The organism is Natrinema salsiterrestre (genome assembly GCF_029502005.1).
Classification (GTDB): domain Archaea; phylum Halobacteriota; class Halobacteria; order Halobacteriales; family Natrialbaceae; genus Natrinema; species Natrinema salsiterrestre.
This window is the reverse complement of sequence record NZ_JAMQOT010000001.1, coordinates 31174-47829: the sequence shown is the minus strand read 5'-3', so window position 1 is coordinate 47829 and position 16656 is coordinate 31174. Positions and strand designations below refer to the sequence as shown.

The following is a 16656-nucleotide window of genomic DNA, read 5'->3' as shown; positions in this document are numbered from 1 at the left end:
CGATCTTCGGCTCTTCCCGGTCAGGCGACTATCCGTTCCGGAACCGTTCGTACCACCGGATCGTCTCCCGGAGGCCCTCCCGAAACGACGTCGAGGCCGTCCAGCCGAACCGCTCCGCCGCGCGGGACGTGTCGAGTCTCCGCCGCGGCTGGCCGTCGGGTTTCGAGGTGTCCCACTCAATATCGCCTTCGAAGCCCGTCTCCGCCGCGATGGTCTCGACCAGCGTCCGGATGCTGATCTCCTCGCCGCTCCCGAGGTTGACCGGGTCCGAAGAGTCGTATCGCTCGGTCGCGTCCAGAATCCCCTCGGCGGCGTCCGTGACGAAGAGGAATTCCCGGGTCGGCTCGCCGGTTCCCCACGCCGTGATCGCGTCGTCGCCGCGCTCGCGGGCCTCGATGCACTTGCGGACGATCGCCGGAATCACGTGGGCGGACTCGAGGTCGAAATCGTCCCGCGGGCCGTACAGGTTCACCGGCAGGAGGTAGATGCTGTCGAACCCCCACTGTTTCCGGTAGGCCCGCGACTGGGTCAGCAGCGCCTTCTTCGCGATGCCGTAGGGAGCGTTCGTCTCTTCGGGGTACCCCTCGAAGAGATCCTCCTCGCTGAACGGAACGGGTGCGTGCTTCGGGTACGCACAGATCGTGCCGAGGATCGTGGCCTTCTCGACGCCGTACTGGCGGGCGGCCTCGATCAGTTCGATCCCCATCACCGCGTTGTCGTAGAAGTAGCGACCGGGGTTGTCCCTGTTGGCACCGATCCCGCCGACGGACGCCGCGAGGTGGATGACGACGTCGGGATCGGCGTCCTCGAGCGCGCGGTCGATCGCGGGTCGCCGCCGGAGATCGTACTCGCTGCTCCGGGGGACGAAGATCGCCACGTCAGCCGATCGCGATCGCAGTTCCTCGACGAGGTGGCTGCCGAGGAACCCCGCGCCACCGGTCACCATAACGGTCGTGTCGTCCCAGTACGTCGTCATCGCCAATCGACCCGTCCGTACCAGCTGCGGCGGTTGTTCGCGTACCAGTCGATCGTCCGACGGATGCCCTCGCGCCAGGAGACGGTGGGTTTCCAGCCGGTCTCTTCGTGGAGCTTCTCGTACCCGACGAGCAGTTCCTCGACGTCGCTGTCCCCGGGTCGGAACCGCTCTTCCGACTGCACGATGTCGGTCGGTTCCCAGTACCCCTCCTCGACGCCGACCTCGAGGATCGTCTCCGTCCACTCCCGCATCGACACGTTCTCGCCGTATCCGTACACGTACTGTTCGCCGGGATTGCCCTCGAGCGCGACGTGCAGGTGACCGCGGACACCGTCGCTGACGTAGCACATGTCGCGTTTGGGAGTTAGATTGCCGAGTTCGACGACGTCCCGCTCGAGCGCCTGCGTGATGATCGTGCCGGTGATGTACCGGGGATTCTGCCTCGGGCCGTAGTTGTTGAACATCCGGGTCGTCACGGTCGGCAGTCCGTAGGCGTCGTGGTAGTTCATCGTCAGGAAGTCACTCGCCAGCTTCGACGTCGCGTAGATGCTCGTCGGATTGACCGGCGATCGTTCGCTGAGGAGAACGCGGTCGTCGCCGTCGAACTCGTATTTCTCGACCATTTCGTCGTTCATGTTCCCGTACTCCTCGCTGGTCCCGGCCATGTCGAACTTCGCGATGTCGAGATCGAGGTCGACGATCGACTGGAGGAGGTTGAGCGTCCCGTTGACGTTCGTATCGACCGTCTCGTACGGCCGTTCCCACGACTCGCCGACGTGAGCCTGCGCACCGAGATGGAATATCAGCGAGTCGCCGTGGTCGGAAAGCGGACGGAGCGCCCGTTCGACGGAGTGTTTGTCGCGGAGATCGCCGCGGTGGACCGTGATGTCGTCGCCGTGGCGGCGGATGTTCTTGAGTTCGCCGCTGGACGTGGCGCGGACGAGCGCGTGGACGTCCGCGTCGAGCTCGACGAGTCGCTCGACGAGGTGTGAACCGACGAATCCGTCCGCACCGGTTACGAACACGGGCCGTTGGGTCAACCGCTTGGAGGGCTCCATGGACGGGGAAACAACACCATAGGTTATAACCGTTGCATAGGTGGCGTCTCGTTACATTCCCGGTCCCGTACGCGTCCCAACGACTTACTCCCCACGTGTGATACCGCATCTGCATGCCGAAATCGGCCACGTCCGAGCCGTCCGTCGTCTTCGTCTCCCAGTACTACCGGCCCGATACGTCAGCCAATGCGACGGTCCTGACCGAGCTCGCAACCGGGCTGGCCGAACGGGGCGTCGACGTCTCCGTCGTGACGACCGATCCGTCGTACACGACGGAAGACCGGCAGGCGACGGTGCCGACGACCGAGACCGTCGACGGCGTCGACATCAGGCGGCTCCCCGCCACCCGATTCGATCGAACCGAGGGAACCGTGAAACGGATGCTCAACGAACTCACGTTCTTCCTGACGGCGCTCGCCTACCTCCTCGTCCGTCGGCGCGGAGACGTCGCCTTCCTCCTGACCACGCCGACGTTCCTCCCCATCGCCGGGTTGCCGCTCCGGTGGCGGGGCTACCGACCCGTTCCGGTCGTGATGGACCTCTATCCGCCCATGGCGGTCGCACTCGAGTACATCGACGCCGACAGCCCCGTTCGTCACGTCTGGGACTGGTTCAACCGCCGCGCCTATCGCCGCGCGTCCGTGACGATCGCGATCGGCGAGACCATGGCGGAACGCCTCCAGTCGGAGTACGGACCGATCCCGGTCCGGGTCATCCACAACTGGGAGGACGGCGAGTTCATCCGGCCGCGGGCGAAGTCGGACAACGAGTTCGCGCGGCGACACGGCTTCGACGAGCAACTCACCGTCCTGTACTCGGGGAACCTCGGTCACCATCACGAACTCGAGAGCGCCGTCGAGGCCGCAGCGGCGCTCGAAGACGCCGACACCGACCCGGTTCGGTTCTCGTTCATCGGCGACGGCGGGAAGAAAGAACGATTGCGAGACCTGGCTCGGGAGTACGACCTCGAGTCGGTCACGTTCCTCCCGTACCAGCCCGAGTCGGTGCTGCCGCGGTCGCTCACGAGCGGCGACGTCGCCCTCGTCACGATGGACCGCTCGGTCGAGGGGCTGTGCGTTCCCAGCAAGTTCTACACCGCACTCGCGAGCGGGCAGGCGATCCTCGCCGTCGCGACCGCGGACTCCGAAATCGGCCGGGTCGTCGAGCGAACCGACTGCGGCGTTCGCGTCGACCCGGGTGACGCGGACGGGATCGAGGACGCCGTTCGCTTCTGGCTCGCCAATCCCGACCGCGTCGACGAGATGGGCGAGGCGGCGCGAGCGGTCTTCGACTCGCGGTACACCAGGGAGATCGCGGTCGAGGCGTATCGCGACGTCGTCCGAGCGCTCGTCCCGGATCGCGGTGCGGAACCGGACCGCGGGCTCGAGACGGAAGCGGATGCGGAGCCGCGGCAGTCCAACCCGTAGCCGAGCGTCACAGCAAGCCGCCCCGTCTCGCGACGACGTACCCGACGCGTTCCCTGCCGTGGGCCGGATCGAACTCGACGCTTCGGTCCTCCACGACGCGGAGCTCGACGCCGTCGTCGGTCAGGTTCCGATATCGGAGTTCGATCGGATCGGCGTCGACGAACGTCTGCACAGTTCCGACGAAGACCGGATTCGAACTGTACCCGCGAGTGAACGAGGTCCGGTGCCAGCGATGCGTGATCTCCCGCTGCGTCCGGCGGACCTCGAACGGAATCCCGCTGTCGGTCTGTCCGACGTACGGCAGGAGCGCGATCCAGCCGACGGCCTCGTTCACGTGCGGCCCGAGGGCCTCCTCTTCTTGCAGGCGAACCTCGAACCCGCTCCGACTCGTCTGCCGCTGGCGCGTGACGATCGGATCCGAGCCGTTGACCGTCTGTGACTGCGTGAAGACGACCGGCGGTGCACTGAATTGCTGGGGGAAATCGACTTGCCGGAACCCGTCATTCACGGCCGTCCGCCCCGCCTGTAGCAGACGGCCGTTCCGGAACGTGTGCGTTCCCGACTCGACGACCAGATAGGAGACCCGTTCGGTGGGATGGCTGTCGTCGAGGTACCGCCATTTCTCGAGCTGGAACTCGAAGCTGTTGCCGGTCACGTTCCGAACGCGCGTGTGGACGGGTGCACCGAGATTCGTCGAGACCGGGCTCATGATTACGACGGGATCGTCGTACCGGCCCTCCAGGGAGACGGTGAACCACGTCTCCCCGTCCGGTTGGTTCGTGGTGACGGAGCCGAGTTCACCGACGCTCGCCGCGTGCACTGCTGCGTCGGCGTTTACCAGTCCGTTGCCCTGCTCCTCGCTCGAGAGACCGATGTCTTCGGCGGTGTTTCGCAGCCGGTTGCGAGCCCGGACGTTGGAGTCGCCGTGCCCCATCAGCAGTGCGCCGGTGCCGGCGACGTGCGGTGTCGCCATCGAGGTTCCCGAGAACGTGTCGTAGCCGCCGGGGATGGTCGATTCGATCTCCGATCCGGGCGCGGCGAGTTCGATCTCCGGGCCGACGTTGGAAAACGAGGAGAGTGAGTCCGACCGCGTCGTCGAACTGACCGCGATCACGGTCTCGTAGGCGGCGGGATAGTTGACGGGCCCGCGGGAATCGTTGCCGGCCGCGGCGACGAGGAGCACCCCTTCCTCGTACGCGTACGAACAGGCATCTGCGAGCACTTCCGCGGACGACGGTGTCCCGAGGCTCAGGTTGGCGACGTCGTATCCCTGATCGGCCGTCCAGGTGATGGCCTCGGCGATCCCAGATATCGTCCCGCCCCCTTGCTCGTCCAGTGCCTTGACGGCGTGGAGCGTCGCTCGCGGGGCGACGCCGACGACGCCGATGTCGTTGTTGAACGCACCCACGGTGCCCGCGACGTGGGTCCCGTGGCCGTTGTCGTCGTCCCAGGGTTCTGCACACGAGCCCGAACACTGGACGATCGCGTTTCCGACGCCGAGATTCTCCCGGAGGTCCGGGTGGTCGGCGTCGATCCCGGTGTCGATCACGGACACGTTCGCACCGTACCCGACTATACTACCGCTGTGAGCGTCTCTCGCGCCTATTCGGGAGATTCCCCAGGGGACGCGTTGTTGAAGCGCACGCACCGTGCCGTCCCGCTCGACGTAGCGAACGCCCGACATCCCCCGTATCTCGTCCAGGTCCTCGGCATCGAATCGGCCGACGACGCCGTCTCCCCGCCGTCCGAAATCGAGGATCCGCCGGACCGATTTCGCTCGTTTCTGAACACGTTTCGCGACCGACGCCGACTTCGTCCCGACGATGTGGCGGTCCGGGTTCAGGTGATCCGCCGATCCTTCGGGAATGGGTACCTTGCTCCGCCGATCCGTGTTCGATTCCGTCTCTCCGTCGTCAGATCTGAGAACGATACCGATCGGTCCGACAGCGGCACCGTTCGCGAGGACTTCTCGTCTCGTCCGGTCGGAATTTCTGAATGGCATCCTCGCGTTACACTCACGAGAGAGGTAATTACTACTGGCACTTTTCGGTTCGGTAGGTCGGTCATACCTCCGTGTTCTCCGGCGGGTTCGTGTCTCCGGCCGACACCGACTCGAGATTCCCGCCGGTATCGTCGCCATCGAAAACGGAGTCCACGCCGTTCCATCTACACCCACAGCGTAACGGCCGAAACTGCTGTTAGCGTTCGATATCGCTCGAATCGGTCTCGATCGCTTCGACGAGCAGCCGGTCGTCGTCCTCGAGTCCGAGCGTGTAGATCGTCACCGCAAACGCGAGGGCGCCGACGAGTCCCGATCCGACCATCGTGACGATCCCGTTCGAGAGCTCCGCGGCCAGTAGGAACCACATACCCGGACCGAGCAACGCGACGGCTCCCTTCCAGTATGCCCTGGAGTAGGGCACGACGCCGACGAAGTACCTGGTCTCGAGAAGCCGAGCGAGATTGAGTGCCGAAAGGGAAACTGCCGTCGCGACGGCGGCGCCGAGGATGCCGTACGACTGGATGAGAACGTAGTTCAGGGAGACGTTCGCGATGACCATGCCGACGGAGTTGTACAGCTCCAGTCGCTCGAAATCGGTCATTTTCAGAACGACACCCGACGGACCCGTGATGGCAATAACCGATTGCCCGAGGACGAGAACGGTGAGCGTTGTCGCGCCTCGGGTAAACTCCGGGCCGAACAGCGCCAGGAGATCCGTCGCGAACGCGATCACGAAGAGGGCGACGAGGAGCGTCAGGTACGCCGTCCACTTCGTGACGGCCGTGTACAACCCGTCGAGATACGTCCGGGCCCCGTCGCTGTACGCTTCCGCGACGAGGCTCGGCACGATCACGTTCGCCGCCTGCAGGAGGACGGTCAGTAACATCGACGTCTGAAACGCGATCTGGTAGACGCCGACGTCTGCGGGCGTCACGAATACGCCGAGGAATACGATGTCGATCCACGACGCGGCATACGTCGAGACGCCCGCGAACAGAAGCGGGAGCGAATACGCGAGGATCGTCCGGGACTGGAACTCGGGGGTTCGGAGCGCCTCGAATCCGCCCAATCGGTAAATGTAGTAGACGGCCAGTCCGGTCCCGAACGCCAGCGAGAGAACGTAACCGTAGATCACGAGCTCGAGGCTCTCGAAGACGACCACCGAGACGACGGCGAGGAGGAGTGCGATCCCCGATTGACCGAAATCGCGCGTATAGACCGAATATTTCGTTTCCTTGAACCCCCTGGTCGCGTGGATGCCGATCATCATGAGCGCGAACAGCGGAACGCCGATCGAGATGCGTCGGACGGTCGGTCGGTAGTCGCCGACCACTCCCTCGAACACCTCGAGCCCGAGGTTGAGCGCGATTACCGTCACCGTTCCGAACACGACCGAAAAGAGAAATGTGGACAGGATCGTCCCGGTCAACTTCGGGTCATCCCCTTCGGACTCGTAGATAGAGACGTACTTCTCCGCGGCCATGTTAAGCCCGGCGCGCGCGAACTGCGCGCCGATTTTGACCGCCACCAGCCCGACCGCGAAGAGCCCGACGGCGCTCGCACCGAGTCCGGTCGCGATGACGAACTGCAACAGATACCGCAGTCCCATTCCGATGACCCGCCCGATCAGCGCGATGCTAACGAGGACGAATACGGAATTGGGTAGCACCGACTGCCCGATAACCGAGTCCCGGGAGATCACAGTTCGTCACGTGGGGACTGTACCGCGTGGCAAAAGTGTCACCCTGTAGCAGGAACGTACCGACCGGACCGATCGCACGAGTCGCGTTCACGACGGCGCTACTGTCGGCATGCTACCGTTCGTTCGCGTCCCTCCTGACTGGGAGTCGAAACGCGCCGGCGAGTATCGACGATCCCCGTCCCGCCAGAAGCCGGATCGGAGTAAGCCCCTCGTACGCGAGAAATCGAAACTAACGCTTATTAGACTTCGCGAGAACCGTAGCTTTCAACGCGGAGAAACCGATGGATGCGCGGTTTCGCGTCCGAATCGGATTCACGTTGACCCATGAGTCTACCCTCGACTCGGTCGCTACCGGACGGACGGATCGATCAGTCCCATCACCGAGCAGTAATCGGCTGCAGCGTGCTGGTCGTTCTCTCCGTCATCGTCGCGCTCCTCCCGATACCGACGGGCCCCACGCTGATGATTCTCGTCGGCCTCGCCGGGATACCGCTCGTCGTCTTGTACCTCGGCTCCGGCGACGTGTTTTCGCCGGCGGCCTTCGTGGGGCTGGCGTATCTCATGGGGTGGTTCGGTCCGGTCGTCGATTTCGTCGCCACCGGGGACACTACCGACGTGTTGTTGGGGCAGGGGCTCGAGTACCTCGTCTCGCCGCTCGTCCTCGCAGTGGCTGGGATCGGATGTCTCGCCGTCGGAATGTGTTGGACACCGGCGGATCGGATCGTCGCACGGATCCCGACGTTTCGCCGCGAGTGGGACGATGATCGAGCGAACCGCGTCGTCGCCCTGTGTACGACGATCGGCGTCGGTTCGCTGTTCCTGTTGTTCTGGACGACGGGAGGCGTTCCGACCGCTCTCTCCGAACTGTCCGCGAAACGACGACCACCGACGGAGTACATCGCCTGGGGGACGAAACTCCTGTTCGTTGCAGCGCTCGTCGATTTGGGGACGGTGGTACGGCGGACGGACCGGTCGCGTAACAGGGTCGCCGTTACGGGCGCACTCGTGGCCATCGCGTGTATTCCGCCGTTTTACAGGAGCATCCGGAGCTCGTTGCTGCTCTTCCTGATCTCGCTGGTAGTGGTGTATCACTACACCGAACGGCGAGTGAAACTCGCCCACCTGCTCGCGCTCGTTCCGCTCGGAGTCGTGACGATAAACGTCATGGGCTCCCTTCGGAAAGCGTCGTGGATGGGGGCGTCCGCACTGGACCCATCGACGACCCTTCGTCCGGGTGCCATCGGTGACTTTTTCGGAGCGAGACGGACCGGCGTCACCGTCCACGCGCACCTGTTTCACGTGGTACCCGATCGAATCGGGTTTCAGTACGGCACAACGCTGCTTTCGTGGGTGACCCGTCCGATCCCTCGACAGCTGTGGCCCGGAAAACCCAGAGACATCGGTCAGGTACTCGGCGAACGAATATTCCATCAGGGCGTCGGAACCGTCGGCGGTGGAACGCCGCCACCGGTTCCCGCGGAACTCTACCTCAATTTCTGGATCCCCGGCGTCCTCGTCGGGATGTTCCTCTTCGGTGCCTGTATCAGAATCGGCTACAACTACTGTGAACCGGGATCCGGCGGTCTCCCCCGCACGCTCATCTATTCGATATTCGCGACCACCTTCGTGTTCGGTATCCTCTACGGGAACGTCTCACAGCTCGTCACGAACCTCCTGCAGCTCGCGCTCCCGCTCCTGCTAGCGCTGGGGTTCATCAGTGGAGACTGGACCGCGATCGGGGACGATCTGGGCCGCTGATCGGCACCCGAGATCTATGGGGCGAACTCGGATCGAACTGCCGAACCGGCCCCACAACTGAAACGATTCACACACCGATCGCACGGCCGCCGCGCGATCGGGTGGCAGTGACCGTCAGTGGCTACTACGGGTGGAGCGCCGACCGACTCACCGAACGGTATACTGATCGCTCCGCCCGCCCGCTGAGAGGTACTCGACCGTCGCCTCGATACCGTCTTCCAGCGAGACCGTCGGCTCGTACCCGAGCATCGACACCGCCTTGGTCACGTCCGCGAGACGGCGTTCGATCACGTACGGTCGCGGATGCGGGACGTGGACCGTCTCCGCCCCACCGACGGCGTCGGCGACCGCTTCCGCGAGGGTTCGGATCTTCGTTTCGGTCCCGGTTCCGATATTGAACGTCTCGTTCGCCCCGTCCGGACCGAGCGCGGCGATCGTACAGTCCACGGCGTCGGAGATGTACGTGAAATCTCGCGTCTGGTGTCCGTCGCCGTGGATCTCGATCGGGTCGCCGGACAGCGCCCGGTCGACGAACTTCGGAATGACGTAGCCGTACGCCGAGGAGTCCTGTCGCGGGCCGTAGACGTTGAAGTACCGGAGGATCGTGTGATCGAGGTCATGGGTCGCCGCATAGGCTCGAGCGAAGCGCTCGCCCGCTCGCTTCGCGACGGCGTAGTTGGTCTCCGGTGCCTGAACGTCGTCCTCGCCGTAGGGGGCCGCCGGCGCGTCGCCATACACTTCCGACGTGGACGCGACGCAGACGCGCTCGACGTCCGCCCGAGCCGCCTCCCGCATCACGTTCCGGACGCCGTCGATGTTGATTTGCAACACCTCGAGCGGCCGCTCCAGGGTTCGGCGCACGCCCATCAGTGCGGCCATGTGAACGACGACGTCCTGACCGGCGACGGCGGACGCGACGGCCTCGCGGTCCCGAACGTCGGCGTCGACGATCCGATCCGCCGGCAGGAACTGGACGTGCGCTTTGCTCCCGGTCGAAAAATCGTCGAGGACGGTTACCGTGTTGTCGGGTGCGAGCGCTTCGGCCACGTGGCTTCCGATGAAGCCACCGCCGCCGGTGACGAGGACTCGCGTCCCGCTACTCATCGTTCCACCCCTGGTTCGCGTCGGCAGCCGACGTCTCTCCGTTATGATCGTCTCGAGGGGAATTCGCGCGGTCGGTCGTCAGGTAGTCGCGCAGCCTCACCAGATCGCTGTCGTCGACGGCGTCGGTGTCCAGCAGCCGCGCCACGTCCACGAGCAGCGGATCGTCCGCCATCAGGTCCCCCAGAGTCGCCGGCTGAAGCCGTTGGAAGTCGTCGTGGCCAGTGCCAACGACGGTGACGTCCGCGTTCCGAACGGTCGAGACCGCGTCGGTCCCGTTTTCGATGCCGATCCCTTCGATCTCCGCGTTCGGTTGGAACTGCGGATCGAACGCGGCCACGTCGATATCGTTCGGACGGAGGTGACGGATCAAGGTCACCGAAGGGCTGTTTCGCGGATCTTCGACGTTCGGTTTGTACGAGAGGCCCAGCACGGCGACGGTCGCCTCCGAGACCGGTTTGTCGACCGACGCGAGATACTCGGCGATTCGATCGCCGTAGTATCCCGGCATCGAGCCGTTGACGTCTCGCGCCGTCATGACGAGCTCGAGGTCTTCGTCGAGGTGGTCGGTCGCCGTGCGAAAGTAATGGGGATCGACCGGCAGGCAGTGACCGCCGACGCCGAGTCTGGGTTCGTACCGGTGGAAGTTCCACTTCGTCTCCGCGCCCTCGATCACGTTCCAGATGTCGATACCGAGTGCGTCCGTTACCGTCGTCAGCTCGTTGAGGACGGCGATATTGACGTCACGCTGGATGTTCTCGACGAGCTTGATCGCCTCGGCGACCTCGAGCGATGACACCGGTACCGTCGACCGGGTGACGTCCCGATACATCGCAGCGGTCACCGCTCGCCAGTCCTCGTCGATCGATCCCACGACGCGAGGGGCTCGCCTGGATCGCTCGTCACTCGGACTGTATCGTTCGGGAACGTGAGAGAGTCCGAAGTCGGCTCCCGCCTCGAGCCCCGATCGCTCGAGGATCGGCCGGAGTTCGTCGCGCGTGCACCCCGGATAGACGGTACTCTGGAGGACCACTAGATCGCCGTCGTCGAGGACCGTCGAGACCTGCTGACAGGCGTCGCGGAGCGCGGAGAGGTCCGGGGAGTCGCGCTCGTCGAGCGGCGTCGGAACGCTGATGACGTAGCAGTCACAGTCAGCGGCGTCGGAGACCCGCGTACTGAGTGTGCAGGTTTCCCGGTCGAGGAACTCTCGAAGCCCGTTCGTTTCGAAGGGATGGGTGCCGTTTCGGACGGTTCTGATGTGGTCGTCGTCGATGTCGATCCCGACGACGGCCTTCCCGGACTCGCAGAACGCGATCGCCGAGTGGTATCCGACGAACCCGAGTCCGATACAGGCGACTTGTGAGAGGGACGGCTCGTTCGTTTCGGTAATTTCCAATTCTTCTCGGTTCTCCATACCCTCCACAGATCGCAATTGCCCAAGAGTGACAGCGACTGTTACGCAGTTTCAGTGCGTATTACGTCCCGTACACGGCTGATAACGTGCTGTTCAAACGGAAAACGATCAGTGCCGAGGAACGGCGACTCGTTGCGTCCCGGTGGAGCGGTGATTGTACCACCAGTATCGGAGATCGGGGGTCCCCTGGTGGCCAGTTCGACAGGAACCTCTCGTAGCGGGTGGTCGGAACGGTACGCACGAGACCGGGCGGTGAGTCGGAGCCGCCGAGAGACGGCGACCGTTCCGTCGCTTGCTCCGTGTAGAACGCGCATGTCGAGCCATTTGGGTCCGGGTACAGCAGCGAGGTCCTGCATCGCTAACCGGTCGAGGGTCACGGTAATGACCGATTCGGGTCGTTCCGGTCGGGTTAGCGGTTTCCGAGACCGATGCGGCCGTCGCGGATCTCGACGACGGAACTGCAACCGAGGACACCGGCGTCTGACCAGTCGTATGTCAGGGACCGAGAGTCGACACTCCGTCCCGATACTGCCGTCCTCGGCTGTCGTCCCGATCGATCACTCGCTCGAAAGGAGGTCGACGACGTCGACGACGACGGTGTGAAGTTGCCTGCCGACGATTCGCAGATCGAACCGGAGCGACCGGCGACGAATGTACTCGAGATCGCACTCGAGCTTCGCTTGCGGTTCCGAACTCGTCGCCCCGTGTATCTGTGCGAGTCCGGTCAGCCCGGGCTTGACGAACCATCGCCGTCGCCATCCGGGCGCTTCGCGTTCGAATTCCGGCTCGAGTTCCGTCTGTGCGGGTCGCGGACCGACGATGCTCATCTCTCCGACGAGGATCGACCAGAGCTGTGGAATTTCGTCGAGGTGAGTCGTTCGAAGGAACCGACCCAGCGTCGTGTAGCGGTCCTCGTCGATTTCGGTTCCGACTTCACCGCCTCGCTTCGGCTTGAGCGTGCGGAATTTCCGTATCGGAAACGTGTTTCCGAAGATCGAGGTCCGCGTCTGACTGAAGAAGACGGGTCCCGCTCCTTCGATCCTGATCGCGAGACCGAGGAGGACGACCGCCGGGAGACAGAGCAACAGCGAACCGCCGGCGACGACGACGTCGAACAGCCGCTTCCAGAGCCGATCGAACCCGCCCCACGGATCGACGTCGACGGTCACCAGATCGCCGGCCGCGTCGTCGGAGACGAGGAGACTCTCCCGATGTCGCTCGTGGGCCATCACGTCGACCCCGACATCGCGACAGATACGCATCGACTCGAAGAACACCTCTCTGTCGGGCTCTTCGACGGCGAGGACGACGGTATCGATATCGCGGTCACGGAGTACGCCGCGAAGTCGGGACGGGGGACCGAGCCGCTCGACGCCGTCGAACGGGACGGAGCGTCGTGTGACGACGGGAGCTCCGTCCCCAGTGACCGTCGATTCCCCGGCTTCCTCGCGGTTCCGTGACCGGTTCTCGGTTCCGGAGCCTCGATCTCTCCGCTCGACGGGCGTCGTATCCGCATCGAGCGGGTCGCGTCCGGCGGTGGAGCGGTCCGCCGATCGTGTCGACGACGGATCGATCGGCGGCGACAGCAGTCCAACCGGTGTCACGGGAAGTGACTCGATGGTCTCCCCGATGAGGGTCGGATCGTCGCCGACGATCAGCGTCCCCCGTGCAGTATCGTCTCGAGGGCGTGATCGCCTCCGTTCCGAGAACGCGGTTCCGAAGACGAGCGGACCGACGAGCGAAATCGCTCCTGTACCCGTTCCGTGGCGACTGCCGAGGAACCACAGGTCCGGTAGTCCGACGCAGCCGCCTGTCATAGGCCTCTGGGTCCTGATAGCCGATCGGAGGCGGTGGGCCTCGGTTTTCGTTCCACTGACGACCGAAAGCACCGCTCCGATGATGGTATAGACAAGTTCCGGGATGCCGCCGATCGTATAATTGCCGACCCGTATTACCATAGCGTGGCGTCTTTTTCCGATCGATCTGATAAACCTTTGTTAGCGGGTCCGTTTATTTCAGGTCTTCCGGACGGTCGTGGAGTGTTCGGATCGAGTTCCGAAGGCAGTCCCGTCTCGAAAATCGATTCGCACTCGAGCGGCCGCTACGGAGTTACCGTCTGAAGCGGGTTCGGAACGGGGGAGTGGCGCGTCTACTGCATCCGCGTTGGCGGTGCAGTCGTAACCGAGACGACAGCGATAGCACGGACGGTATCAGCGCCACCTGCGGACGGCGTCTCACTCCACGGTCACGCTCTTCGCGAGGTTTCTGGGTTTATCGATCGATCGTCCCAGTCGGTTCGCGATCCAGTAGGAGACCAATTGCAACTGCACGGTCGCGAGGATCGGAGTGAATCGGCTGTCGGTCTCCGGTACTTCCAGTACGTGATCGGCGTGGGGTTCGATCGTCTCCGGACAATCGGTCACTGCGATCACCGGTGCCCCGCGTGCGTCGACTTCGTTTAGCGTCCCGATCATCGTCTCGGCTTCCGAATCACCGTCGACTATCGCGAAGACGGGTGTTCGATCGGTGACCAACGCCAGCGGTCCGTGCTTCAACTCGCCGGCCGGAAACCCCTCGGCGTGTTTGTACGTGATCTCTTTGATCTTGAGCGCCCCCTCGAGCGCGGCCGCCGCGTTGGAGCCGCGACCGATCGGAAAGTACGCGTCTGCGTCCGCGTATTCCGCGGCGATCGCCTTCGCGCGCGACTGATCCAGGATCGACTGTATCCGATCGGGAAGCGCACGGATACCCGTGACGAACTCGCGAGTGCACTCCCCACTGAACGCGCTCGAGAGCATCGCCAGTGCGGCCTGCTGCGAGACGAACGTCTTCGTCGCCGCGACACTGATCTCGGGTCCGGCGCGGATGTACATCGCGTGATCCGCCTCGCGGGTGGCCGAGCTGCCGACGACGTTCGTCACGGTGAGCGTCGTCGCACCGACGTCGTTCGCGACCTGGAGCGCGCTCACCGTATCGGCCGTCTCGCCGCTCTGGGTAACGCCGACGACCAGGGTGTCCGTCCCGATCGGGATCGCATCGAGATCGTATTGACTCGCCAGAAACGGGGTCGCACGCATCCCCCGTTCACGAAACAGTCGTGCGGCGTAGAGGGAGGCGTGATACGACGTTCCGCACGCGACGAAGTGGACGTGGTTCGGTTCCGTGATCGCCTCGACCGCGTCGATCGAGACGGACCGGCCGGGCGCGTCCACTCGCCCGCGAAGGCACTTCCGCAGCGCGTGTGGTTGTTCGCGTATCTCCTTGAGCATGTAGTGGTCGTAGCCGTTTTTGGTCGCGTCTTCGGGATCCCAGTCGACCGTTTCGACGTCGGTCTCGACGAGACCGCCGTGTCGGTCGGTCACTTCGACATCGGGCGGGCGTATCGCCGCGAACTGTCCGTCTTCGAGGTATATCACGTCGTCAGTGTACTCGAGGAACGCCGGGACGTCGCTCGCGAGGAAATAACGGCCGCCGTCGACCCCGATCACGAGCGGGGACTGCTGTCGCGTCGCGTATATCGTCCTGTGTCCGGCACAGACCGCGGCGACCGCGTAGCTCCCCTCGAGGCGATCGACCGCCCGGCGAAATGCCGTCTCGACGTCGTCGCCCCGATCGAGCCCTTTCTCGATGAGATGCGGAATGACCTCCGTGTCGGTTTCGCTGGTGAACGTGTGCCCGTCCGCCTCGAGAGCGTCCCGCAACGTGTGGGCGTTCTCGATGATGCCGTTGTGAACGACTGCGATTCGGTCGTCACAGTCGGTATGGGGGTGCGCATTCCTGTCCGACGGCTGTCCGTGCGTGCTCCAGCGCGTGTGGCCGATCCCCGCGTAGCCGTCGGGAGCGCGATCCGGAAGCGCGTCCTCGAGGGTCGACACTTCCCCCTCTCGCTTGTGCACTGCGATCGACGAGTTCGCGACCGCGACACCCGCCGAATCGTATCCGCGATACTCGAGACACGAGAGGCCATCGAGGAGGACGTCGCGAACGTTTCGACCACTCCGCGGCGACGCGTATCCGATGATCCCACACATCACGATCGGACCTCCGTTCGAGTTACCGGCACGTCGAGCGATCCGCTCTCGGCGGAACGGTCGTCGACGTGACCGTCTCGAGACCCGGCGGAAATCGCCGCCTCCGATTCGACTATCGACCCGATTCGGGACGCGTGGGGATGCGCTCTCACGGCTGTTCGGGCGAAACTACCGATTTCCGCGCGTATAAGCCGGTCAAACCGGATCTCGGGGACCGATTTCGGCACGGCCGAGGGAACCGACTCCCGCGGGCGATGTATCAGTTGCCACGAGCCGGTTTCGCCCGCAGCGAATGGTACGACCGTAGTCGACTCCGTCATATCTATGCTCGTCGGAAGTGGGTATCTTATACGCCATTGGAAGTAGCGAATGGAAACGATCAGAATACCGTGTTCGTACTCGAGGTCGGAAACTCGTGGCTGGAAACCAGTCCTTTCAGTCTGGATAAATTACCCGTTCTCCCCGGGTGGCGAACCGCGTCGGTCCGGGGTATTCGGGAGCCGGTCGGTGGAACGCGCTCGCAGTGCCAGTTGACCCTGAGCAGCGGCGTCTCGGGATCGATTCGATGAGCGGCTGCGTGACCGGAGTGGTCATCGCGCGGGTGGGCACTCGCATTTGAGGCCCATTTCTCATTTCATTCGGTGATTACCGATGCAACCATTCTCCGGATATAAGTCGGTACCTGTGATTGGCTTCGACCGGGCAACGCATCACAGTACCAACAGACTGCGTCGGTACGATGCGTGCCTACGCACGGTGATCAACTATGAAACTGCAACGCGCCCTGACAATCACGCTGACGGTAGCGCTGTTCGGCGGCCTCACGTTCATGGGGTTTGCCGGAACAGCTGCGGCACAGGATGTCAATCTCAACGACATCGACTTCGGAGACCAAACGAGCGGCGACGCCAATGCGACGACGAATATCGACGTCGACCAGGACAATAACAACGCCCAGGTAGGAGTGTCTAACGCGGAGGCGACCTCGGAAGCTGCGTCGCTGGGTTCATATTACACCAAGCACGGCGGGGCTGGCGAAGCCTTTAGCGCTTCTGATGCGACCTCCGTGGTGGTTCAGGACCAAGACGTCACTCAGTCTAACTCCGCTGACATAGATGCGGAAACGAACGCCACGACGGGCGACAACGTCCAGGCCATCTTGGCCTCGCTCTGAGACTGACGACAGA

General features: G+C 63.9%; 11 protein-coding genes. 3 read left to right on the top strand and 8 right to left on the bottom strand.

Translation table 11 applies throughout. The annotated features are described in order from the left end of the window. Nucleotides 1–28: 28 nt before the first annotated feature. Nucleotides 29–976 carry a GDP-L-fucose synthase family protein gene (locus tag NDI89_RS00190; protein ID WP_277519439.1) on the bottom strand — a complete coding sequence of 316 codons (948 nt, stop codon included), beginning with the start codon at nt 974–976 and terminating at the stop codon, nt 29–31. Further along, nucleotides 973–2034, bottom strand: coding sequence for a GDP-mannose 4,6-dehydratase (locus NDI89_RS00185; protein WP_277519438.1), 1062 nt, complete (start codon nt 2032–2034; stop codon nt 973–975). Before NDI89_RS00185 ends, NDI89_RS00190 begins: the two co-directional genes overlap by 4 nt. Nucleotides 2035–2147: 113 nt before the next feature. On the opposite strand from NDI89_RS00185, the gene NDI89_RS00180 reads away from it, so the two are divergent. Continuing rightward, nucleotides 2148–3461, top strand: coding sequence for a glycosyltransferase family 4 protein (locus tag NDI89_RS00180; RefSeq protein ID WP_277519437.1), 1314 nt, complete (start codon nt 2148–2150; stop codon nt 3459–3461). Between the two features lie 7 nt (nt 3462–3468). On the opposite strand, the gene NDI89_RS00175 is transcribed toward NDI89_RS00180, so the two are convergent. Together NDI89_RS00175 and NDI89_RS00170 are read right to left on the bottom strand one after the other, a co-directional pair. Beyond that, the gene (locus tag NDI89_RS00175; RefSeq protein WP_277519435.1) at nt 3469–5463 is read right to left on the bottom strand and encodes a S8 family peptidase; all 1995 of its coding nucleotides are present in this window, start codon (nt 5461–5463) and stop codon (nt 3469–3471) included. Between the two features lie 196 nt (nt 5464–5659). Continuing rightward, nucleotides 5660–7132, bottom strand: coding sequence for a flippase (locus tag NDI89_RS00170; RefSeq protein WP_277519434.1), 1473 nt, complete (start codon nt 7130–7132; stop codon nt 5660–5662). Nucleotides 7133–7489: 357 nt separating this feature from the next. Between NDI89_RS00170 and NDI89_RS00165 the strand changes: the two genes are divergently transcribed. Next, the gene (locus NDI89_RS00165) at nt 7490–8923 is read left to right on the top strand and encodes an oligosaccharide repeat unit polymerase (RefSeq protein ID WP_277519433.1); all 1434 of its coding nucleotides are present in this window, start codon (nt 7490–7492) and stop codon (nt 8921–8923) included. 147 nt (nt 8924–9070) lie between these two features. Here the strand turns inward: NDI89_RS00165 and NDI89_RS00160 are convergent, their stop codons facing one another. The 4 genes from NDI89_RS00160 to glmS form a co-directional block, all read right to left on the bottom strand. Next, nucleotides 9071–10027 (bottom strand): NAD-dependent epimerase/dehydratase family protein, encoded by a 957-nt coding sequence (locus NDI89_RS00160; RefSeq protein ID WP_277519432.1) that lies wholly within the window; start codon nt 10025–10027, stop codon nt 9071–9073. Then, complete coding sequence (locus NDI89_RS00155) at nt 10020–11438, bottom strand: nucleotide sugar dehydrogenase (RefSeq protein WP_277519431.1); 1419 nt, start codon at nt 11436–11438, stop codon at nt 10020–10022. Before NDI89_RS00155 ends, NDI89_RS00160 begins: the two co-directional genes overlap by 8 nt. A 557-nt stretch (nt 11439–11995) precedes the next feature. Beyond that, a complete protein-coding gene (locus tag NDI89_RS00150) occupies nt 11996–13255 on the bottom strand; it encodes a sugar transferase (RefSeq protein WP_277519430.1) in 1260 nt (419 codons plus the stop codon). 417 nt (nt 13256–13672) lie between these two features. Then, the gene (glmS, locus tag NDI89_RS00145; RefSeq protein WP_277519429.1) at nt 13673–15469 is read right to left on the bottom strand and encodes a glutamine--fructose-6-phosphate transaminase (isomerizing); all 1797 of its coding nucleotides are present in this window, start codon (nt 15467–15469) and stop codon (nt 13673–13675) included. A 766-nt stretch (nt 15470–16235) separates the two neighbouring features. On the opposite strand from glmS, the gene NDI89_RS00140 reads away from it, so the two are divergent. Continuing rightward, nucleotides 16236–16643, top strand: a complete 408-nt coding sequence (locus tag NDI89_RS00140) for a hypothetical protein (RefSeq protein ID WP_277519428.1) — start codon at nt 16236–16238, stop codon at nt 16641–16643. Nucleotides 16644–16656 lie beyond the last annotated feature (13 nt).